The organism is Roseateles sp. P4_D2, from assembly GCF_056401875.1.
In genome coordinates this window covers 1-23,555 of the sequence record NZ_JBFUIM010000023.1, presented here as the reverse complement: position 1 = coordinate 23,555, position 23,555 = coordinate 1, and the positions used below count along the sequence as shown (strand labels likewise).

The 23,555-nt window shown below is 69.7% G+C and carries 8 protein-coding genes; 3 read left to right on the top strand and 5 right to left on the bottom strand.

Annotated elements, in window-relative coordinates; translation table 11 throughout:
* Positions 1-44 precede the first annotated feature (44 nt).
* From AC1DW0_RS28535 to AC1DW0_RS28525, 3 genes are read left to right on the top strand one after another with little or no spacing between them, the layout of a single operon-like run.
* The gene (locus tag AC1DW0_RS28535) at positions 45-1,766 is read left to right on the top strand and encodes a ShlB/FhaC/HecB family hemolysin secretion/activation protein (protein ID WP_477949425.1); all 1,722 of its coding nucleotides are present in this window, start codon (positions 45-47) and stop codon (positions 1,764-1,766) included.
* A complete protein-coding gene (locus AC1DW0_RS28530) occupies positions 1,766-15,376 on the top strand; it encodes a two-partner secretion domain-containing protein (RefSeq protein WP_477949423.1) in 13,611 nt (4,536 codons plus the stop codon). The genes AC1DW0_RS28535 and AC1DW0_RS28530 overlap by 1 nt, the downstream gene beginning before the upstream one ends.
* Before the next feature lie 20 nt (positions 15,377-15,396).
* Complete coding sequence (locus AC1DW0_RS28525) at positions 15,397-16,767, top strand: caspase family protein (protein ID WP_457322324.1); 1,371 nt, start codon at positions 15,397-15,399, stop codon at positions 16,765-16,767.
* Positions 16,768-16,783: 16 nt separating this feature from the next.
* On the opposite strand, the gene AC1DW0_RS28520 is transcribed toward AC1DW0_RS28525, so the two are convergent.
* From AC1DW0_RS28520 to AC1DW0_RS28500, 5 genes are all read right to left on the bottom strand, one after another.
* The gene (locus tag AC1DW0_RS28520) at positions 16,784-17,968 is read right to left on the bottom strand and encodes a hypothetical protein (protein ID WP_457322326.1); all 1,185 of its coding nucleotides are present in this window, start codon (positions 17,966-17,968) and stop codon (positions 16,784-16,786) included.
* Between the two features lie 93 nt (positions 17,969-18,061).
* The gene (locus AC1DW0_RS28515; protein WP_477949421.1) at positions 18,062-18,691 is read right to left on the bottom strand and encodes a putative 2OG-Fe(II) oxygenase; all 630 of its coding nucleotides are present in this window, start codon (positions 18,689-18,691) and stop codon (positions 18,062-18,064) included.
* A 25-nt stretch (positions 18,692-18,716) separates the two neighbouring features.
* The gene (locus tag AC1DW0_RS28510) at positions 18,717-20,288 is read right to left on the bottom strand and encodes a hypothetical protein (protein WP_477949419.1); all 1,572 of its coding nucleotides are present in this window, start codon (positions 20,286-20,288) and stop codon (positions 18,717-18,719) included.
* Between the two features lie 34 nt (positions 20,289-20,322).
* A complete protein-coding gene (locus AC1DW0_RS28505) occupies positions 20,323-21,999 on the bottom strand; it encodes a hypothetical protein (RefSeq protein WP_477949417.1) in 1,677 nt (558 codons plus the stop codon).
* 143 nt (positions 22,000-22,142) lie between these two features.
* Positions 22,143-23,555, bottom strand: a 1,413-nt coding sequence (locus AC1DW0_RS28500) for a type VI secretion system contractile sheath domain-containing protein (protein ID WP_477949415.1), incomplete at its 5' end; no start/stop codon positions are given.

Genomic DNA, 23,555 nt, shown 5'->3' with positions numbered 1-23,555 from the left:
GCGACCGCCAGGTCATGCCCGCCGCCACTGCTACGGACCCGACCTTGCTGCTCGATCCCCGCCATCGCCGATGCTCGCCCTTGCGCCTCAGCCTGCTGGCTGTGCAAACGCTGGCATGCGCCTCGGGCTGGGCAGCCGGCACGCCGCCGGTGGTGCCCACGCCGGCCGAGCTGACCCGCCCGCCCGAGGCTCGCAACACCGAGCCGCCGCCCGAGCGTCCGCAGCAGGTCACGCGCGAGCTCGGCAAGCCCGACGACGAGCTCAAAATCGACGTCACCGCCTACAGCCTGTCGCCCGACGCCCCAGCCGCCCTGCGCGAGGCCCTGCCGCGATTGACTGCTGCCTTCGTCGGCAAGGACCGTGGCTTCGAGGATCTCGTCAACGCTGCCAACGAGGTGACCCGCTTCCTGCAGCGCGACCTGGGGCTTTACCTCGGCTACGCCTACATCCCGGAGCAGACCTTCGATGGCCAGACGGTGCGCATCGCCGTGCTGGAGGGGCGGCTGGACCGGGTCGTGCTGAACTGGAGCGAGGGCCTGCCGGTGGACCGTGAGGTCGTCGAGGCCTATCTGGCGCGCCTGAAGCCGGGCGACGTGCTGACGGTGGACGCCGTCGAGCGCACCGTCTTCCTCATCAACGACCTGCGCGGCATCGTCACGCGGGCCGAGGTCAAGGCCGGCAGCGCGCCGGGCACCGCCATCCTCGAATTCACGCCGCGCGCCGAATCGCGCTACAGCGGCAGCGTCGACGGCGACCTCAACGGCTCCAAGGTCATCGGTGCCCAGCGCCTGGGGGCCCAGGTCGTCATGGCCAGCCCGCTGGGCCGCGGCGACGGTCTGTCGGCATCAGTGCTGGCCTCCACCGGCGGCGGCCTGCTGTTTGCGCTGCTGGGCTACACCAGCCCCATCGGCGCCGACGGTTTCAAGGCCGGCGCGTCGCTGTCGGCGGTGCGCTACCAGCTCGACAAGAAGGAATTCCCCCTCGGCCTGGACGGCACCGGCACGACGCTCAACCTCTTCGCCCTCTACCCCTGGGTGCGCTCTCGCAACCTCAACCTGTTTGCGCTCGGGGCGGTGGACGCCAAGCGCTATGTCGACAAGGTCGCGGCCCTGTCGACGAAGAAGCATGTGGACGATGCCAGCGTCGGTGTCAGCGGCGATTTTCGCGACAGCCTGCTGACCGGCAGCGTCAACACCTTCGAGCTCAACCTGGCGCAGGGCCGGCTCAACTTCCCGGCCGGCGCGCCCAGCGGTGGCGACGACGCGGCGAGCTTTCGCAAGCTCAGCTTCGCGGCCTCGCGGCTGCAGAACGTGCTGAGCAATCGGCTGTTGGCCTATTTCACGATGCGCGGCCAGTGGGCCCTGTCCAACCTCGACTCGACCGAGCAGTTCCGCGCCGGTGGCCCGAACGGCGTGCGCGCCTATGCGCCGGGCGAAGGCACGGGCGACAGCGGCGCCGTCGCCAGCCTGGAGCTGCGCTGGCTGCCGCCGGCCAGCCTGTTCGGGCGCTGGGCCAGCGAGCTGGTGCTGGCGGCCTTCTACGACGGCGCCTTCATCCGCTACCGCCACGATCCCAACCTCGTGCTGCGCGAGCCCGGCTACGTGAATCGCGCCTGGCTGGGCGGCGCGGGGCTGTCCCTGGTATGGGCGCGCGGCAACGCGTATGCCTTCCGCATGAGCCTGGCCACGCCCACGCACGGCCATGCCAGCACCGAAAGCCAGTCGAGCAAGCTGCGCCTGTATGCCCAGGGATCGTGGAGCTTCTGATGTGGCGCCTGCAACCCCTCGCCCTTGCTCTGTGCCTTGCCGCAGCCTATCCGGCTGCCCATGCGCTGCCTCAAGGCGCCCAGGTCGTGCAGGGACAGGTTGCAATTCGCCCGGGCCTGATCCAGCAGGGCAGCGACAAGGCCATCGTCAACTGGCAGAGCTTCTCCATCGCCGCGGGCGAGGGCCTGCGTATCCAACAGCCCAGCGTCAATTCGGTGCTGCTCAATCGTGTCGTCGGTGGCGACCCGTCCCTGATCCTCGGCCAGATGCAGGCCAACGGCCGGGTCTTCCTGATCAACCCGCGCGGCATCGTCTTCGGGCGGGGATCGCAGGTGGATGTCGGCGGTCTCGTCGCGTCCACGCTGGACCTGTCCGACACCGCCTTCATCGCCGGCAACTACCGCTTCTCGGCGGGCGCGGGCGCCAGCGCGCTGCAGGCTGATGGCAGCATCAGCGCGCCGGGCGGCACGGTGGCGCTGGTCGCCCCCCAGCTCAGCGTTGGAGGCAGCATCGCGGCGCGGCGCGTCGGGCTGGGTGCAGCCAGCACGGTGCAGGTGGATGTGGAAGGCGACGGCCTCGTCCTCTTCAATCTGCGCAACGACGACAACCGCGACGTCGCGCTGAAGTTCAACGGCCGCGTGCAGGCCGACGGCAGCGCCGAGCTGCGCGCCCAGGCTCGCGGCGGCGCGGCCGGCCAGGTGCTGAACATGGACGGCATCGTGCAGGCGCGGGGCTTGAGCCAGCAGGGCGGGCACATCGTCATCGACGGCGGCACGGCCGGCATCACCACAGTCAACGGCGGCCTGGACGCCAGCGGCGAACGAGGCGGCAGCATCACCGTGCTGGGCCAGAAGCTCGCGCTGCTGGACGGCGCCCGGCTGGACGCGTCCGGGCGCCTCGGCGGCGGCAGCCTGCAGGTCGGTGGCGGCTTCGAGGGCAGGGGCACCGAGCACAACGCCGAGCAGACCTGGATAGGTGCCGGCGCTGAGCTGCGCGCCAATGCCACCGAACGGGGCGATGGCGGCCGCATCGCCGTCTGGGCTGACGGACGCACCGACATGCTCGGCAGCATCTGGGCCCGCGGCGGGCGTCTGGGGGGCAATGGCGGCATGGTCGAGACCTCGGGCCGCCAGCAGCTCAACCTGCTCGGCCGCGTTGACGCCGGCGCACCGCTGGGGCGGTCGGGCCAGTGGCTGCTCGACCCCAACGACGTGGTCATCAAGGCCAACAGCGGCACCAACACCAACGTTGGCGCGGCGCCGAATTTCGCCAGCACGGACGATGCCGCCGTGGTCGACGTTGGCGCCCTCAACAATGCGCTGTCCGGCGGCACGTCGGTGACGGTGCAGACCCTGGCCTTGGGCACCAACGGCCAACATGGCGACATCGACGTCCAGGCCGCCATCGTGCCTACCGGCGCGGCCACGCTGAACCTGATCGCCTTGCGCAACATCAGCTTCAGCGCCGGCAGCATCGGCGCGGGGGCAGGTGCCCTCAACGTCGTCCTGCAGGCCGGTGGCGACATCACCGGCAGCACCATCAATACAGGCGGCGGCAGCCTCACCGCGGCGAGTTCGGGCGCGGGCATGATCGCACTGGGCAGCGTCACAAGCGCAGGGCTGACCGTCAGCAGCGCAGGCGGCGACGTCGTCCTGCCGACCGGCACGGTCACGGGCAATGTCGGCATCACCACCAGCGGCGGCGGCGCGATCACGCAGGCCGGCGCGCTGACCGTGACCGGCACGACGGGCGTCACCACGGGGTCCGGCAGCATCACGCTGACGGCGGCCAGCAACAACCTGCAGGGCGCGGTCAGCCTGACGACCACCGGTGTCGGCCAGGTCAGCAACGGTAGCGGCAACGCACTGACCCTGGGTGCGCTGAACACCCATGCCCTCACCGCCAGCGCCACAGCAGCAAACCTGAACCTGGGCAGCGGCACGGTCACCGGAAACCTCAGTGCGACGACGACCGGCACCGGCACCCTCACCCAGGGTGGCGCGCTGACGGTGACCGGCACCACGGCCTTGAGCAACGGCAGCGGCAACATCACGCTGGCCTCGGGCAACGACCTGCGGGGGCTGGTGAGCGTCACCACCACCGGCAATGCGCAACTCGTCAATGGCAGCGGCAAGGACTTGTCCCTGGGCGCGCTGAGCGCCGGCGGCCTGACCGTCAGCACCAGCAATGCCAATCTGGACCTCGGTAGCGGCTCGGTTGGCGGCAACCTCAGTGCAGCGACGACGGGCACCGGCACGCTGACGCAGAGCGGCGCACTGACGGTGACCGGCACGTCGGCCTTGAGCAATGGCAGCGGCAACATCACGCTGACCTCGGCCAACGACCTTCAGGGCGCGGTCAGCATCACCAGCACCGGCACGACCCAACTCGGCAATGGCAATGGCAAGGCGCTGACCCTGGGCACATTGAGCACCCATGCGCTCACCGTCAGCACCAGCGGCGCCAATCTGGACCTGGGCGGCGGCACCGTCACCGGCAACCTCAGCGCGACGACGACAGGCAGCGGCACGCTCACACAGACCGGGGCGCTGACGGTGACCGGCACGAGCGACCTCAGCAACGGCAGCGGCAATATCACGCTGGCCTCGGCCAACAATCTGCAAGGTGCGGTCGACATCACGACCACCGGCACGACGCAGATCGCCAATGGCAGCGGCAATGCGCTGACCTTGGGCACGCTGAGCACGCGCGCGCTGACCGTCAGCACCAGCGGCGCCGCCCTGGCCCTGGGCAGCGGCACGGTCACCGGCGCCCTCAGCGCGACGACGACGGGCACCGGCACCCTCACGCAAGGCGGCGCGCTGACGGTGACGGGCGTGACGGCCCTCAGCAATGGCAGCGGCAATATCACGCTGACCACGGCCGGAAACGACTTCCAGGGCGCGGTCAGCATCACCAGCACCGGCGCCACCCAGCTCAGCAATGCCAATGGCAACACCCTGACCCTGGGCACGCTGAACACCGGCGTGCTGACCGTCAGCGCCAACCATGCCGACCTGGTGCTGGGCAGCGGCACCGTCGGCGGCAACCTCAGCGCGACGACGACGAACAACGGCACGCTCACGCAGAGCGGCGCGCTGACGGTGACGGGCACCAGCAGCCTCAGCAATGGCAGCGGCGATATCACGCTGACCTCGGCCAACGATCTGCAGGGGGCCGTCAGCGTCACGACGACCGGCACCACGCAGATCAGCAATGGCAACGGCAAGGCCCTGACCCTGGGGACGCTGAGCGTGCGCGACCTGACGGTCAACACCAGCGGCGCCAACCTGGGCCTGGGCAGCGGCACCATCAGCGGCAACCTCGGCGCGACGACGACCGGCACCGGCGCCATCACGCAGAGCGGTGTGTTGACGGTGACCGGCACCAGCGGCCTCAGCAGCGGCAGCGGCGGCATCACGCTGGCGGCGGCCAACGACCTGCAGGGCGCGGTCAGCCTCACCAGCACGGGCAGCAGTCAGGTCGTCAACGGCAGCGGCAAGGCCCTCGCCCTGGGCACGCTGAACACCGGCGCGCTGACGGTCAGCACCAGCAATGCCGACATCGACCTGGGCAGCGGCACGGTGGCCGGCACCCTGAGCGCCACGACGACGGGCAGCGGCACCATCACCCAGAGCGGCGCGCTGACAGTGACCGGCAGCAGCGGCCTCAGCAACGGCAGCGGCAACGTCAACCTGACGTCGGGCAACAACCTGCAAGGTGCGGTCAGCGTCACGACGACGGGCACCACGCAGCTCAGCAATGCCAGCGGCAACGCGCTGACCCTGGGCACGCTCAGCACTCGCGCCCTGACGGTCAGCACCAGCAATGCCAATCTCGGCCTGGGCAGCGGCACCGTCACCGGCAACCTCAGCGCCACCACCACCGGCACCGGCGCCATCACGCAGGGCGGTGTGCTGACGGTGACGGGCACCACGGCCTTGGGCAACGGTAGCGGCAGCATCACGCTGACCTCGGCCAACAACCTGCAGGGCGCCGTCGGCATCACCACCACCGGCACGACGCAGATCGCCAATGGCAACGGCAACGCGCTGGTGCTGGGCACGTTGAACACCCACGCCCTGACCGTCTCCACCAGCAATGCCAATCTGGGCCTGGGCAGCGGCACGGTCACCGGCAACCTCAGCGCGGCGACGACAGGCACCGGCGCGATCACGCAGGGCGGCGCGCTGACGGTGACCGGCACCAGCGGCCTGAGCAACGGCAGCGGCAACATCACGCTGACGTCTGCCAACAACCTGCAGGGCGCGGTCAGCCTCACCACCAGCGGCACCACGACGCTGGGCAACGGCGGCGGCAACCCGTTGACGCTGGGCACGCTGAACACCGGCGACCTGACCGTCAGCATCACGGCCGGCGGTGCGCTGAACCTGGGGCAAGGCAGCATCAACGGCACACTGAATGCCAGCAGCCACGGCGGCACCCTCAGCCAGACCGGCGCGCTATTGGTCAGCGGCATTGCGACGCTGGACGCCACCACCAGCGGCGACATCAGCCTGCCCAACACCAGCAACCAGTGGCATGGCCTGAACCTGGTCGGCAACTCGCTGGACCTGCACTCGGGCGGCGACCTTGAGATCCTCGGCCTGACCCAGCCTGCCAACCGCGCATTGACGTTGTCTGCCGGTGCCAACCTCATCCTTGGCCCGGTCGCCAACATCAACACCGGCACCGCCGACCTCACGCTGACCAGCGGCGGCAGCTTCACCATGGGCGGCACGCTGGCCGGGCACAACATCGACCTGGCGGCCCAGACCGGTCTCAGCCTGGGCCAGAACATCACGGCCAGCGGCACGCTGAAGCTGACGACGGCCAGCGGAGACGTCAACCAGACCGGCGGCAGCCTGCTCGTCACCGGCACGACGGCGGTCTCGGCCGGTAGCTCGGTCATCAGCCTGAACCAGCCGGGCAACCATTTCAGCGGCGCCGTCAGCCTGAGCGGCGGCGTCACCGGCGTGACGGACAGTGCCGCGCTGGCGCTGAGCACGTTGAACACCGGCGACCTGACGGTCACCTCGACCGGCAACCTCGGCCTCGGCCAGGGCAGCGTCGCCGGCACGCTGAACGCGACGAGCAACGGCGGCGCGATCACGCAGACCGGTGGCCTGACGCTGACCGGTGCGACGACGCTGAACGCCGGCGCGGCGGACATCACGCTGAACCAGGCCAGCAACGATCTGCAGGGCGCCATCACCGCCACGGGCGGCGCGGTGTCACTGCGCAGCGCCAACAACCTCAACCTCTTCGCGCTGGCCCAGCAGCCCAACAAGGGCCTGGAGCTGGAGGCGGGCGGCACCCTCATCCTGCCTGCCGGCACGAGCAATATCGACACCGGCACCGAGGCCTTGACCCTGTCCAGCGGCGGCGTGTTCAGCACCTTCGGCACGCTCAAGGGCGGTGCTGTGACGCTCAAGGGCCAGTCGGCCACGCTGGCGCATGACATCACGGCCACCGGTGCCCTCGCCGTGACCAGCACCAGCGGTGTCATCAACCAGACCGGCGGCCGCATCAGCGCCGCGGGCACGAGCAGCTTCGATGCCGGCGGCCAGGCCATCACGCTGGACGCGGCGACCAACCAGTTCACTGGCCTGGTCTCGCTGACCGGCGGTACCACCCAGATCAGGAGCCAGGGCGCGCTGGGGCTGGGCAGCCTGGCGACCGGCTCGCTGCAGATCCTGGCTGGCGGCGCACTGGGCTTTGGCACGGGCAGCATCGGCGGCGCCCTCAGCGCCACCAGCAGCGGTGCCGTCACGCAGGCTGCTGGCGGCTTGAGCGTCACCGGCACCGCAACCCTCAACGCCGGCGGCGCCGACATCACGCTGGGCGATCTGGCCAACAGCTGGACCGGCGCGGTCGCGCTGACCGGCAGGAATGCCGTGCTCACCGGCAGCAGTGCTGTCACGCTGGGCCATGTCAATGCCACCTCGCTGACGCTGACGACGGGCGGCGCCGTCAGCCAGGGCGCGGGCACGACCATAGCCCTGACCGGCGCCCTGGGTGTGGACGCGGGCAGCGCGGCCATCACCCTGGCCAACACCGGCAACCAGCTCGGTGGCGTGGTCACGCTGAAGGGTGGCGCCACGCAGCTGCGCACCACCAACGCGCTGACGCTGGGCACGCTGGACACCGGCGCGCTCACAGCCAACAGCACCGGCGCCCTGAACCTGGGCCACGGCACTGTTGCCGGCAACCTGAGTGCCACCAGCGGCAACGGCGTCGTCACGCAGGCCGCTGGCGGCTTGAGCGTCAGTGGCACTTCCAGCATCAATGCGGGCACGGCCGACATCACGCTGGACGACGCGGCCAACAGCTGGACGGGCGCCGTGGCGCTGACCGGCCGCGACGTGCGCCTCACCGACACCAGTGCCGTCGACCTCGGCGCAGTCAGCATCCACTCCCTCGTGCTGAAAGCCGGTGGCGATGTGACCCAGAGCGCGCCGCTCAGCCTGACCGGCGCCTTGAACGTGGATGCGGGCAGCGCCGCCATCACCCTCAACAACACCAGCAACCAGCTCGGCGGCCTGGTCACGCTCAAGGGCGGCGTCACGCAGGTGAAAACCGCGGCCGGCCTGACCTTGGGGCCGTTGACCACCGGTGACCTCACGGTGGGCGCTGCCGGCCCGCTGAACCTGGGCCAGGGCAATGTCACGGGCAACCTCGTGGCCAACAGCGGCAATGGCGCCATCAGCCAGTCCGGCGCGCTGCACGTGACCGGCTCCGCCGCCTTCACCTCCGGCAGCGGCAACATCACGCTGGCCAACGCCGGCAACCAGTTCCTCGGCGCGCTGAGCCTGACCGGCAATGCGGTGACCCTCTTCAACCAGCCCAGCCTGAGCTTCGGCACGCTGAGCTTCAACAGCCTGGATGCCACCAGCAAAGGCAGCATCACGCTGGGTAGCGGCACGCTCAGCGGCGCGTTGACCGCGCGCGCCCTCGGCGGCGCCATCACGCAGATCGCCGGCGGCCTTACCGTCGCCGGCAACGCGACGCTGCAGGCGACGACAGGCATCACGCTGACCGATGCGGCCAATCACCTCAACGGCGTCGTCAGCCTGAGTGGCAGTGCCAGCGCGGTCACGAACGCCGGCGGCCTGCGCCTGGGCACGCTGGCCACCGCCGGCCTGACGCTCAACGCGGCCGGCACGCTGGACCTTGGCAGCGGGGTCGTTGGCGGCATCCTCACAGCCGTCAGCAGCGGCGCCATCAGCCAGTCGGGTGCCCTGTCAGTGAGCGGCGGCACCAGCCTGAATGCGGGCAGTGCCGGCATCTCGCTCGGCCAGGCCGGCAATGCCTTCGCCGGCAGCGTCGACCTGCGTGGCGGCACCACCGTCATCACGGGTGCCGGCGCGCTGAGCCTGGGCAGCCTCAATGTGGGCGGGCTGACGGCGTCGGCCTCCGGCGCGCTGCGCCTGGGGACAGGCACGGTGGGGGGCAACCTCAATGCCGGCGGTGCGGCCATCACGCAGGCCTCCGGCGGCCTGGCGGTCAGCGGGGCGTCCACGCTGAGTACCGGCAGCGGCAACATCGATCTTGCCGAGGCGGGCAATGCCTTTGCCGGCGCGGTCAGCCTGGTGGGGGGCGATGTGACCCTGGCCAACAGCGGCGCCCTGCACCTGGGCAGCTTCGCGGTGCATGACCTCAAGGCCAGCGCCGGTGGCGACCTCGACCTCGGTGGCGGCACCGTGAATGGCGAGCTCACGGCCACCACGCGTGGCAGCAGGATCAGCCAGTCCGCGGCGCTGACGGTCAACGGTGTGGCCAACTTCGTCGCCGATGGCGGCCTGGCCACTCTGGTGCTGGACCAGCCGGGCAACCAGTTGCTGGGCGGCATCGCCATGCGCGGAGTAAATGGCGGCAGCTTCGCCAGCGCCGACATCAGCAGCGCGCTGGACCTGAGCTTCAGCGGCGATGTTCAGACGCTGAAGCTCAGCAGCGGCGGCCTGCTGACCCTTGGCGGTGGCCGGAGCACGACGCTGACGGCCGCGGCCCACAGCGGCATCGTGCAAACCGGCGCGCTGCAGGTCAGCGGCCTGACGACCCTGATCGCCCAGGGCGGCACGGTCATGCCAGTCGACATGGTCCATGCTGGCAACGACCTGAACCGCGTGCAGTTGCAGACCCAGGCCGGCGGTAGTCTCGGCCGTGTGCAGCTGCGCGATGGCGACGGCAGCCGGCACGACGGCCTGCAGTTGCTGGGCGACGCGACCAGCCTGGAGATCACCTCAGCCGGTGCGCTGGACTTGGGCGGCGGCCGCTACGGCAGTCTGATGGCTGACACGAGCGCCACCGGCGCAGCCTTCACGCAGAGCGGCGCTCTGGCGGTCAGCGGCCCGGCGACGCTGAAGGCTGGCGGCGGCGCGATCACGTTGATCCGCCCCGACAACGACTGGGGCGGCCTGGTGCAGCTCGGCGGCGGCACAGTGCAAATCACCGCCGCCGGCGCGCTGACCCTGGGCGATATCGCCACAGACAGCCTGAGCGTGAATTCGGCCGGTGCCCTCAACCTGGGCCAGGGCGTGATCGGCGGTGCCCTGCTCGCAAGCAGCGGCGGCAACGCCATCACGCAATCTGGCGCACTGCAGTTCGGTGGCATGGCCACGCTCAACGCCGGTGGCGCGGACATCGCGCTGCCCCACGCCGGCAATCAGTTCCTCGGCGTCATCAACCTCGCCGCCCGCGACGCGACGCTGTTCAGCCTGCCCGGCCTCAGCCTCGGCACATTGGCTCTGCGCAGCCTGGACGCGAGCAGCAACGGCGGCATCATCCTGGGCACCGGCAACCTGAGCGGCGCGCTGAGCGCACGAGGCGCCACGATCACTCAGATGGCGGGCGGCCTCGCCGTGGCGGGCGGCAGCACGCTGCAGGCAGCGGGCGACATCACGCTGACAGAAGCGGCCAACCAACTGGGCGGCCTCGTGAATCTGACTGGTGGCACGACGGCCCTGAGCAATGCCGGCGACCTAAGTCTGGGCAGCGTCGCGACCGGTCCCCTGACGCTGGAGGTGGCCGGCGCGCTGAACCTCGGCGGCGGCCGGATTGGCGGCGAGCTGAAGGCGGTCAGCCGCGGGCTACTGACCCAGACCGGTTCGCTCGCGGTCAGCGGCGCAGTCACGCTGGACGCTGGCGCCGCGGCCATCAGCCTCGGCCAGGCCGGCAACGCCTTTGCCGGCACAGTCATCAACCTTACCGGCGGCAACACCCTGCTCATCAACAGTGGCCCGCTCAGTCTCGGCCTGCTGGACGTGGGCGACCTGACGGTCGCCTCGAATGGTGTGTTGCGGCTTGGTAGCGGCACGGTCGGCGGCGAGTTGAAAGCGAGCAGCGGCGGGGGCGCGATCGGCCAGGTCGCTGGCGGCCTCAGCATCGCCGGCGCGTCGACACTGGACGCAGGCAGCGCCGCCATCCAGCTCAACGAGGCCGCCAATGCCTTCGGTGGCCCGATCCATCTGCTGGGCGGCGATGTGAGCCTCGTGGCCAGCGGCGCGTTGCGCCTGGGCAGCTTCACAACGCGCGATCTCAAGCTGGGCGCCGGCGGCGACATCTCGCTGGGGGCCGGCCGCGTCAGTGGCGATCTGACGGCACTGATCCGGGGAACGACCCTCACCCAGACCGGTGCGCTGTTTGTCGCAGGCTCGAGCGATTTCATCGCCGACGGCAGCCTCGTGAATCTCGTGCTGAACCAGCCCGGCAACCAGTTGCTCGGTACGGTCAGCATGCGCGGAGTGAACGGCGGCAGCTTCGCCAGCGCCGACATCAGCAGCGCGCTGGACCTGACGTTCAGCGGCGATGTGAAGACGCTTACGCTCAGCAGCGGCGGCCTGCTGACGCTGGGCGGCGGCCACAGCGACAGCCTCAGCGCCGCGGCGGCCAAGGGCATTCTGCTGACCGGGCCGCTGCAGGTGAGCGGCCTGACGACGCTGATCGCCAACGGCGCGGCCGTGCCCGTCGACCTGGCCACCCATGGCGCGGGCAACGACCTCAACCGTGTGGAGCTCAAGGCCCAGGCCGGCGCCAGCCTCGGACAGGTGCAACTGCGCGATGGTGACGCCGCGCGCCATGACGGTCTCAAGGTCACGGGCGACGCCGCCCAGCTCGAAGTCACGTCGGCCGGCGCGCTGGACCTCGGTGGCGGCAGCTACGGCAGCTTGGGCGTGGACACCGCGGCGACCGGCGCTGCCGTCACGCAAAGCGGCGCGCTGACGGTCGCGGGTCTCGCGACCATCAAGGCTGGCAGCGGCAATGTCACGCTGACCCGGCCCGACAACAGCCTGGCGCGCTTCGCGATCGATAGCGCCGGCATCGCCAGCCTTGTCAGCGCGGCCGACTACAGCGTCAACGCGAGCAATGTCTCGACCCGGCTCGAACTCGGCGGGCCCGGCGCCATCAGCCTGGTGGGCCCGCTGTCGGGCAGCGGTGAACTGGTCATGGGCGGCAGCGGCAGCCTGACGACGACGACGGCGCAGAGCTACAGCGGCGGCACGCGCATCAACTCGGGCACCGTGGTGCTGTCGGGGCCCTCGGCCCAGGCCGGCAGCGGTGCGGTGCAACTCGAAGGCACAGGCCAGCTCGATCTGCGCGACGGTGCCGTCATGAGCGCGGAGCTGGTGGCCAATGGCGGGCGCGTGATCAACACCTCGGGTGCTGGCACGCTGGCCGGTGCCGTGACGCTGAAGGCGGCCGTGACGGAGTTCCTGCCTGGCACCGGCGGGCTGACGATCAGCGGCTCAATAGTCGACGGCGGTGCCGGCTTCGGCCTGCGCCTGGCCAGCAGCGGCACACTGACGCTGGCCGGCAGCAATCACTACGGGGGCATGACCGACATCGCCTCCGGCACCCTGCGCGTCACCGGTGAGCTGCCCTCGGCAAGCGCGGTGCAGATCGCCAGCGGTGCGCTGTTGGCCCTGGGCAAGGACCAAGCCATCGGTTCGCTCGCCGGCGCGGGCCGCGTCGAGCTCGGCAGCTTCACACTGGGCACGGGCCTGGATGGCACGAACACGAGCTTTTCGGGCAGCCTCACCGGCAGCGGCGGCCTGACCAAGCTGGGCAGCGGCCGCTTCGTGCTGGGCGGCAGCGGCGCCCACACCGGCGCGACGCGCGTGGCGGCGGGTGAATTGGTGCTGGCGAGCAGCACCGCGCTGAACGACGTCACGGCCGTGAGCGTGGACGCGAACGCCACGCTGACGGTGCAGCAAAGCCTCAACCTCGGCTCGCTCGCCGGCGCCGGCACGGTGGACGTGCAGGCGGCGCTGCTCGGCGTCGGCAGCAATGGCGGCAGTACGCGCTGGGATGGCGCCATCATCGGCAGCGGCGGCCTGGCCAAGCTCGGCACCGGCGTCTTCACGCTGGCCGGTCACAACACGCTGGCGGGCGACCTGCAGGCCAATGCCGGCACGCTGCAGCTCGAAGGCGCCGGCGCTGTCAAACCCTTGGCCGCCGGCGCAGCAACAGCGCCGGTCGTGCCGACCTCGGCTGGCGTCAACGTGGCCGACGGTGCGACGCTGGAGTTGCTGACCGACGTCGACCTTGGTGCGCTGAGCGGTGCCGGCCAGGTGCAGCTCAATGCCAACACGCTGGTCCTGGGCGCCAGCGGCCGCAGCAGCCGCTTCGACGGCGTCATCGGCGGCGATGGCGGCCTGAGCAAGGCGGGCAGCGGCACGCTGACGCTGGGCGGCGCCAACCTCTACTCCGGTGCCACGCGGGTCGACGGCGGCAGCCTGGTGCTGGATGCGGAACAAACCCTGGCGGCGGCCAGCGCTCTCGTCATCGAGACGCCGGGGCAGGTGCAGGCCAATGCGCGCCAGACGGTGGCCTCGCTGAACGGTGGCGGCAACCTGGTGCTGAACGGCGCTTCCCTGGCGGCCGGCGCCGATGGCGCCGACGGCCGCTTCGACGGTGTCGTCAGCGGCAGCGGTGGCCTGGTCAAGCAGGGCGCCGGCATGCTGACGCTGACGGCCGCGCACCGCAACAGCGGCGCCACCGTCATCGAGGCCGGCACCCTCCAGCTGAGCGGCAATGGCGCCCTGGGTTCGGGCGAGATCCAGAACCAGGGCGAATTGCGGCTGTCGCGCGGCGACGCGCTGGCGCTGGACCAGGCCATCATCGGCCGCGGCAGTCTCGTCGTCACCCAGGGCCAGGTGACGCTGGGCAGCGCCGGCAACAGCTACAGCGGCGCCACCCAGGTACTGGGCGGCAGCCTCATCACGACGGCGGCCGAGCGCCTGTCCGACGCCAGCGCGGTGCAGGTGGCCGCCGGCGCCCAACTGCAACTGGGGGGCGCCGAGACCATCGCCTCGCTGCAGGCCGCCGGCAGCGTGCGCCTGGCCGGCAACCTGACGACGCGGGCCGAGCAGGTCTACACCGGCAGCCTGACCCTGGCCAATGCGGCCGGGCTGACGCTCACCGGCACGCTGATCGACGCCAGCCGCAGCAGCAACCAGTTCGGCAGCGCGTCGCTGGGCCTGAGCGGCGGCCAGGCCCTGGTGGCCGCCAAGGACAGCCTGCAACTGGGCGACGTGACCCTGTCGAGCGGCGGCCGCATCGAGGCGGGGCGCCTGGCCATCAACGGCAAGCTGCAACTCACGGGCGGCAGCCTCGCGCTGGTGGCCCAGGCCGCGCCTGACGACGCCAAGGCCACGCTGCAGGGCACGGCCCAGGTGCCGGTCGCCGGCCAGCCGCTGGCGGTGGCCGAGGCGACCGTGCAGCAGGGCAGCGCGAGCGCCATCACGGTCGCCGAGGGTGCCTCCCTGTCGGTGCAGGCCGCCGGTGGCGGCTCGGTGCTGCTGGCCCAGGATGCCAACAGCTTCAAGGGCCAGCTCTCGGCGCTCAGCGGCGCGAACTACAACTCCGCCTGGGCGCCGAATGCCAAGGGCGGCCAGGCCGTGCAGTCCGAGGTGCGCGTGTCCGGCCAGCAGGTGGGGGTGGGGGGCAGCGGCATCGAGGCCGACCTGATCTACATCCGCGCCGACCAGCTCGCCACGGCCGGCGACGCCAAGCTGGTGGCCCGCATGCCGTTCGACGAGATCGTGCTCGGCAGGGCCTTGTCGGCACCGGGCATGGTGCTGGAGCTGGCGCCCGGCGCCTTCGGCACGCCCGGCAGCTTTGGCGCCGTCAACGGCCAGCCCATCCGCATCGAGGTGGGTTCCACTGCAACGGGGAGCCGCACGACGGGACCGAACGCCGGCTATCTGACCGTGCTGCCCAAGGCCGGTGCGCAAGGCTCGACAGCGGTCGTGCTGATCGGCCCCGAGGTTGGCAGCCAGCCCACCACCGGCGGCACGGCCTATCGCTTCTTCCATGATGGGGCCAGTCAGGCAACGGAGATCCCGGTGGTCTATAACGGAGTCCTGCCGCTGACGCCGGCGGCCTCTGGAGCCCTGTCTTCCATCAATGGCGACGCCGAGGACGCCCGCCGTGCCCGCTTCCAGGAGACCGTGCGCACCGAGAACGTGACGGTGCGCTTGCGTTCCGGCGTCATCGCCGAGGTCGGCCCCGGCCGGCCGTCAACCCAAGGCAGCGAGGGCGCCAAGCCGCCCGAACTGTGCGACCCCGCCGCCCAGCCTGCGCTGAGCTGCAAGCCTGCGAGCCCATGACCGTGCAGTCCGAACCCCCTATGTCCCCCCGCCTCGCGCGCCGCCGCTTCCTGTGGGGCTCGTTGCTCGGCGCAGGACTGGCCGTGCGGCCCGTCGCGCGGGCCGCCGCGGACTCTCAGCTGCCGAGCACCGAGATCCGCCTGGCGCTGCTGCTGGGCAACCGCAACTATCCCCAGCCCTTCGACCTGCCGCCGATTCCGAAGAACCTGCGCGACCTGGAGGCCGTGCTGGAGCGGCGCGGTTTCAAGGTCACGTCGGCGCTGGACCTGGACCTGCCGGCAGCGCGCCGTGCGCTGGAAGTCTTCATCGCCGAAGCCGCCGCCAGCCCGGCGGATGCGACCGTGTTCTTCTACTTCAGCGGCCACGGCGTGCAGGTGGACGCGTCCAACCTGCTGCTGCCCGCCGGGCTCAACCCCTCGGCCAAGGGCGAGCTGCTGCAAAACAGCAGCATGCAGCTGCTCAGTGACGTCGTGCGCCGCCTGCCCGCGCGCCGCGAGGGCATGATCATTGCCGTCGTCGATGCCTGCCGCACCGGCCTGCGTGCCGGCGAGCTGGTGGGCCTGAACCAGGTCGAGGCGCCGCCGGGCTGCCTCATCACCTTCTCCACCGGGGCCGGCAAGCCGGCCATCGCGCCGGCCGTCGAGACGCAGAACACCTTCTACACCGGGTCGCTGGTCAAGCTGATGGGCAGCGTGTCCGACCAGACGACCTTCCCCGAGCTGATGCAACTGGTGCGCAGCGACGTGCGCGAGACCATGCTCAACCACCCGGTGGCCGCCATCCGTCAATTGGCCCAGGACCCCTTCATCGCCGACCACACCCGCGTGCGCCTGAACGTGGAGCCCAAGCGCGCAGGTGCCGTGGCGCCCGCGGCGCCCGACATCGATGAGGACGCGGTGCTGAAGAAGCTCGAGCAACTGGCCTGGCCCGCCGAAGTGGTGCAGGTGGCCGAGGACTTCCTGAAGGCCCGGCCCGAGAGTCCCTTCGCACCTGGCGTGCAGGTGGCACGTGACGGCGCGCGCAGTGCGCTCAAGGCACTGCAGCGCAGCGACGTGCGCTTGTACCGCTCGGCCTTTTCCTTCAACCCGGACATGCCCGCCGAGCAGCGCCAGGATCTGCTGCGCTGCGGCCGCGGCGACAAGGACGCCGCCGCGCGCATGGCCTGGCGCGTTCGTGGTCAGAACACTGGCGGCTATGGCTCCTCGGCCGCGCAATCGCGCTACGAGGGCTGGATGCAGTTCGCCGTGGCCCTGGGCAACGGCATTGCCAGCTACGAGCTGGCCCTGCATTTCCGCAACACCGGCCAGCCGCTGCTGGCGTCGCAGTTCGAGGCGCGTGCCCGCGACCTGGGCTATACGCCGCCGCCCGACCTGGACAACGTGCGCAAGTAGGGCCGGGGCAGCAGCCTTACTTCACGGCGCCCTTCAGGCCGGCCGCAGAGCCGCCGACCGAGCTGATCAGGTCGGCGCCATTGATCAGCGTGTCCATGTTGGCGTACTGCTTCACGGTCTCAAGGAGGGTGCGCGGGGCCAGGACCGGGATCTTCTCAAGGTCGCCGACGACGCCGCGGGCCTTGTCGATGAAGGCCTCGAACTCCTTGTCGCGCTGCTGGGCCTGTTCGATGGCGGTCTGCGCCTTGGTTTGCTCGTCGTGCAGCTTCTTCAGCACGGCGGCCTGCTTGGTGATGCCCTTGAAGTCGCCGGCCGCCTTGACCACCTCCATCTTGTCCTGGGCTTCCCGGGCCTTCACGGCGAGCTTGTCCAGCACGGCGCGGGTGGCCTGGATCATGCCGCGGCGCTCGGTGCACATGCGGGAAGCATCGTCCAGATGCTTGGGCAGGCCGGCCGTCTTGTTGGCGATGCTGCCCAGGTGGGTCTGGATGACCTTCAGATCGGCCTCCAGATTGGCCAGGGCGCGCTTTTCCAGGTCGTACTTGCCCTTGATGTCCCGGCCAACCTTGACCAGGGCGGTCAGCCCGCCGAGGCTGGCGAAGGCGACACCCAGCGCGGCGATGGCAGGCGCCGCGGCGCCAAAGGTGACGATGGTCAGTGCAATGGCGGCGGCGGCGGCGCCGAGGATCAGCACGCCCTTGATGACGGCGCCGGCCACGTGGCGGAACTTCTTCCAGCGGATGTCGCTCTTGATCTTCTTCTTGGCCTCGACCTCGGCATCTTTCTCGATCTTCTCGGCCCAGACCAGGATCTGCTGCTCGATGGTGTTCTTGACCGCGTCCTTGAGGTAGTCGTTGTATTCCTTGATCTTGGTGTCGAGCGACTTCTTGCTGCCCGACGCCGCCTTGATCTGCTCCACGAGCTTGAGCGGGTCGGTCTCCGTGGTCATGTCGTTGTAGGCCTTCTTCATCGCGTCGATTTCCTTTTGCATGGAACTCAACGGCAGCGCAAAGCCCTCGATCTGCTTCTTGAACTTCTTGCGCATCTCGGCTTCGAAGTTCTTGGCGATGTAGTCGAACTTGACTCGCTCATGGGCCTCGTCGCTGCCACTCTCGAATTCGTAGGTGGCCTCCAGCTTGGGTGGCTTGAGATCGTCCGTACCCGGGATGTCCTCGGTGATGGTGATCGTCTTCTTGACCATGGTGGTGTCTCAGTCGGAATGAAATGGCAGCGGCGATGCGCATGCAAGGCGCCGCCATGTGTGACTGCGCCGGTCCGGAAGTTCCCCGGCTGCCTACCGCGCGCGGCGCTGCACTTCGATGTTGGCCGCGATGACGATGCGCGGCCGGTCGCCTTGGTAGGGCTCCACCGAGTGCCTCAGCCAGCCGGGGAAGATGGCCAGCAAGCCGGTGCGAGGTGTGACGCTGAAGGTCGTCGGGATCAGCTCCGCGCCCGGCATGGAGCGGTGCGAGCCGATCGGATTGATCCAGCTGATGCGGCCCGACGCGGTGTCGTCGCAGTCGCCCGCGTCGACGTAGTACACGGCCGACCAGTGCGCATCCACGTGATCGTGGACCTGCACATAGTGCCCGCGTTCGAGCACCGTCGCCCAAGCCTGCAGCATGAAGCGGGCTTCGTAGTCCACGCCGCTGCCGACGCGGGCATGGACGCCGCGCACCTGTTCGATGAGCGTGCCGAAGAAGGCGTCCAGGGGCTGCACGCGCCGTGCCGGCAGATCCGCCCTGGAATGCCAGCCGCCGACGACGCTGCGTTGCACGCCTTCGCCAAGCTCGCGCTCCAGCAGGATCCATTCCGCCAGCTCGGCGTTGGCGGCCTCGTCCAGCACGCCTTCCACCAGCGCCAGCGGCACGGCGAACAGCTGCAGCAGCTGGGCTGCTGGCCCCTCATCCGGTGCAGGCGTCATCGTCGATGTCCCGCCGGGCGCGGCTTCAATCCTTGTAGACCAGCATGCCCTTTTCCTGCATCCAGGAATAGGCGGCGGGGTAGGCTGACTTGCCCTTCTTGCGAACGTCGGCATTGCCGTTGTTCACGGTGGCATAGAACTCCGCAAACCATTCGCCGGGGGCGCGGTACTGGTACATCGAGACCATCTTCTTGCGCGTGGGGGCGGCGAAGCTCACCCAGCCGTCGTCGCCCAGGCCGGAATCCAGATAGACGCGGCCGTTGTGCGCCACGGGATCGGGGCCGAGGCTGAAGAAGGCGTTGGGCTGGATGCCCTGGCGGACGACCTTGAAGAAGGCCTGGCCCAGGTCGAGCGCGTCCTTCAACACAGTCATCTTCTGCCCGCGGGCCGCAACCTTCTTCATGGCCTCGGACTTGGGGCCGAAGAATTCGAAGGTGGCGGTCGCGAAGTCCTGCTTCAGTCCGACGTCATTGCCTTGCAGCTTGGTCGCCTGCACGGTGTTCAGCCAGCGCAGCAGCTCGGGCTTGGCGTCGTCGGCCATGTCGAGCCTGGACTTGAGTTCCGCAGCCAGGGACGTGACGAGGTCGTCCAGCTCCGTAACGACGGCGGCCAGCGTCTTGTGGCCACGCCACTGGCCGCCGTCCATGGAGTCGGTCAACGCCTTGCCGTTCTTGGTCGCGTGGACGGCGTGGCCGAGTTCATGGCGCACCATCACATCGAAGCACTTGGTCCCCTCCAGCGGATCGCCAGCCACCGCGTTGAGGTAGTCCTGATCGAAATTGGCATCGTCCTCGCCGAAGTCGAACTGGGCGAGCTGCGTCTCCGGGATGTAGGTGCCGGACGTTCCCTTGCCCGGTACTGCGTTGAGCTTCCACTTCTCGGGCAGATGCTCGGCAGGGAAGGTCGCCAGGATGTCCACGGCCTTGTCGAGGACGTGCGGTGGCACGGGTGCCGGCGCTTCCCCGTTGTCGTCGGTCTTGACGCTGTCCAGCGAGCAGGCGAAGGCCTTCTCGAACACCTTCTGGCGCAGCGCCGTGTCCGTCTTCGGCGCTGACCGCAGCGCGTTCAGCAGCTCTTTCTTCATGCCCTCGGTCGGCTTGCCCTTGACGGTCTCGAGGTAGTCCATCACCTCGCCGCGGAACTTGGGTTCGGCCAGCTTGCCCGCCAGTTCGCCCTTTTCCATGGCTTCCTGGACATTCTTGAGTGCCGGCGGCAGCACCTCCGGCACGGGAGCGTCCTTGCCCTTGGGCTCGCTGCCTTTGACGGGCGCCTGCGCCTTGGGGCCTTTCGGCGCCTCCTTTGGCGCCTCCTTCTGCAGCCGCTCGATCAGCCGCTCCAGCGGCGCCAGCGCTTGCACCAGCGGCTCGGCGTGCGAGCGGGCCAACTGGCTGTCGGTGCGCACCTTGAAGGTGATGTCCAGCGCGCGCTTGGCGCCGTCGCGAACCTTGACGAGGTCTTCCAGAGCGTCGGTGTGCTGGCAGCCCTGCACTTCCTTCAGGTGCATGTCCAGCAGCGCGACAGCATCCTTCTCCTCGGTCATCCCGTCCTTGGTCGAGCCGATGGCTTCGAGCACTTCGCGGAGATTGGTCTTTCCCATGACTGAGTTCCTGTGATCCGTTGGATGGAGGCGTTCAGGCCGTGATGGCCGTGCGCAGCTGGCTCAGGGCGCCCAGCAGCGGCGTGCGGATGTCTTCGGCCAGCTCGCACACATCGGCGACGACGTCGTCGTCGGCCAGCCAGCGCTGCAGCTCGTTGACCTGCTGCAGCGTGGCCGGCTCGGCCGTCAGGTTCTTGATCACCGCCTGCAGCTCGATGATGGCCTTGGCGGAGCTGGCATGCTTGGCATTGGCCACCTTGGTGGCGACCGACTTGAGCGAGTTCACTGCGGCCGCGCGGCGGGTCTTCCATTCGTCCATGGCCTGGGCGGCACTCTTGCCAGAGCCTGGGCTGCCGCCGCTGCCCTTCTTCAGCAGCACTTCGATCGCGTCGAGCACCTTCTCCGAGTCGGCGAATTTGCCGGCCTTGGACAGCTGGGTGATGCCGGCCACCAGCTCCTTGAGGCGGGCGGCGTCTGCGCCGGCCAGCTCGGCCTTGATGCCCGCCTGCAGGCCAGCGAAGCGCTTCATGAAGCTGGCCTGCGCGCCGCCAGACGCCTTCTCGGTCGACGCGTCCGCGTCCTGCTCGTCCTCCTGCTCGTCGGCCTCTTCATCCTCGCCGCCGGCAAGCAGGGCCTCGATCTCGTCGAGCTCGGCGTCGGCATCGCCATACTTGTCGGCCTTGGTCAGCTTGGCGATCTCGGCCATCAGCTCCTTGATGCGCGCCGCCGAGGGGCCGCGCAGGCCGGCCTTGATGTCGGCATCCAGCGCGGCCATGCGTTCCACGAACTCCTCGCGGCCGAGGTCGTCCGCGGCATCGGCCGGATCGGCCTTGAGCAGGTGTTCGGGGATGTCCTCGCCTTCGGTCTCCTCGACCTCGCCGGTCGACTTGCGCACCCGCATCTTCAGGTTGAGCTTGAGCAGCTTCTTGAGCCAGAGCTGCACCTTCTTGAGGGTGGTGCCGGCCAGGCGGTCACTGACGAAGGTGAGGGCGTTCTTCTCCCACACCACGACGGCCTTCATGTCCTTCAGGATCTTGAAGGGCGCTTCGCCGGGCATCAGGCCCTTGAGGAGCTTTTCCTGCGCCGGGCCGACCGCATAGGCCAGGGCCAGGCTGGCGCTGGTCTTGCCCAGCACGATCACGAACCGCATCGGCCGTGCGTTGGGCTGGGGCTTGCGCAGCAGGGCGATGGCCGTCAGCAGCTTGCTCTTCAGCAGCTTGGTCTGCTTGGCGATGACGGCGCTGCTCGGGCCGCTGGCGGACTTCTGCGCGGCCAGCTCCTGCATCTTGGCGTCCAGCGCCTTGCGGGCCGCCGTGACGGCCGTGTCCACGTCGGCACGGTACTCCTTGGCCGCCTTGACGATGGCCGCTGCCGCCGTGAGCGGCTCCTTGGGGAAGGCCTTGTCCTTCTTCGCTTCGCTCTCGAAGCTGGTCGCCGCGGTCTCCACCGCCTGCGCCTGGCTCAGCAGCGCCTTGATCTTGCCCTTGACGGCCGCATCGAGCTCGGCGGCGCGGGCCTTGGCGTCATCGGCGGTCTTGAGCTTGTCGGTGCCGTAGGCATCCCAGTCGAGCGCGAGATGCTGCTTGGTGAGTTCCTTGAGCGCGTCCGGCAACTTGGTGGCCGGGGCTTTCGCGGCCTTGGCCAGCGCGGATTTCTGCTTGTCCCAGTAAGCGACGCCAAGCGTCTGCGGCAGATTGACCTGAGCCATCATTCCCCCTAGTAGGCGGTTGATTGAAAAGAGTGGCCGAGGCTCCCGGCATCGGCGTCATGCTGCGTCGGGAGCTTCGATGAGTGCGTTGCGGCGCGTGTCTGGCGTGCTGACTCCGAGCGTCGGGGTCATCACTGCCCTTGCGATCAACTCAGTGACTTCAACAGCGCTTCCAGTTCCGCATCCACATCGGATTCGCTGTCTGCGGCGGCAGATTCGGCCGCCGGGCTGTCGTCGTTCAGGCTCGCGAGCAGCGCATCGAGGTCGTCGCTGTCCGATGCCGCTGGTTCGGGTGCGGGCGCGGCGTCGTCCGAATTCAAGCCGGCGAGCAGAGCGTCCAGGTCGCTGCTGTCGTCCGGGCTGTCTGATGAGGTGGCGGTGGTGGTGGTATCGGCCTGGGCCTCGGCATCCGCAGCCGATTCTTCCGAGGCCTCTGGTTCGGCATTGGCGGCGCCCTTGCGCCCTGGCCGCTGGACGGGCTCGGCCAGCTTGCTGCGCACAGCCAGCTCCACGCCCATGCGCGCGCCCGGCTTGGCGGCGCCGGCGGCCGGCGGCGTGAAGACACCCGCCACGGTGTCCGGGCCGGTGAGCTGCACCAGCGGCTCGCCCTTGTGCGCCATCAGCGCCTTGATGCCGTAGCGGCCCAGTTCGGTCGCCACCATCGAGGAAATGAAACGCTCGGTGCAGGGCAGGGCCGTGCTGTCGCCGTCGGCATCGACGAAGTGGTGGAAGGGCAGGTCGTTGACGTTGGGCGCGCCGTTCTGGCCGGCCAGCACTGTCAGTGCCAGCAGCGCCGGGTGACCCCACAGCAGCCCGCCCAGGCCGTCGGCCATCGTGAATTCCTCGAAGGCGAAGGATGAGATCGGATCGCTGCGCTTGCCGTAGGGGTGGCGCATCAGGAAGCGCGGGCCGAGCAGGGCCAGGCGCTTGGACTCCGGCAGGCCGCGCAGCGCGGCGAAGGCGTCCACCACCAGCGGGTGCGGCGGCACGCGCGGGTTGCTGAGCTCGTCCACGGCCATCGCGGTGAAGAAGGTCGCACCGGCCGCTGCGGCGACCTTGGCCATGCGGCCCAGCAGCTCGGTGTGCGGCGGCGTGGCCTCGAACTGGTAGAGGCCGGCGACGTAGGTGTAGCCGCCGTCCTTGGCCTCGGCGGGCTTGCTCACCAGCAGGCGGTACAGGCCGCTGTCGCTCAGGTCGTCGCTGGCGCTGAGGTCGGCGGCGAACTCCTCGGCGCTGATGTCGATCAGGTGCACCTGCAGCATCGGCCCGGTCTCGAGGCGGCGCAGCAGGAAGTCCACGCCGCGCCACAGCGACTCGGTGGCCTGGAAGTCGGCCTGGTGCAGCACGGCACGCATGCCGTCGGCAATCGCGGCGTCCAGCGTGTTCAACAGACTCGCCTTCTCGGGCTTGGCCGCCGGCACGACGAAGGGGCCGATGACGTTGCGCAGCAGCGTGTCGATGCCGCCGCCGCTGTCAGGGGCGCTCGCGCGGCCGGTCAGTCGCGCGAAATCGTCCAGCCGGGCGCCGGCCGACGGGCTGGCGCCGCGAGCGCGCGAGCG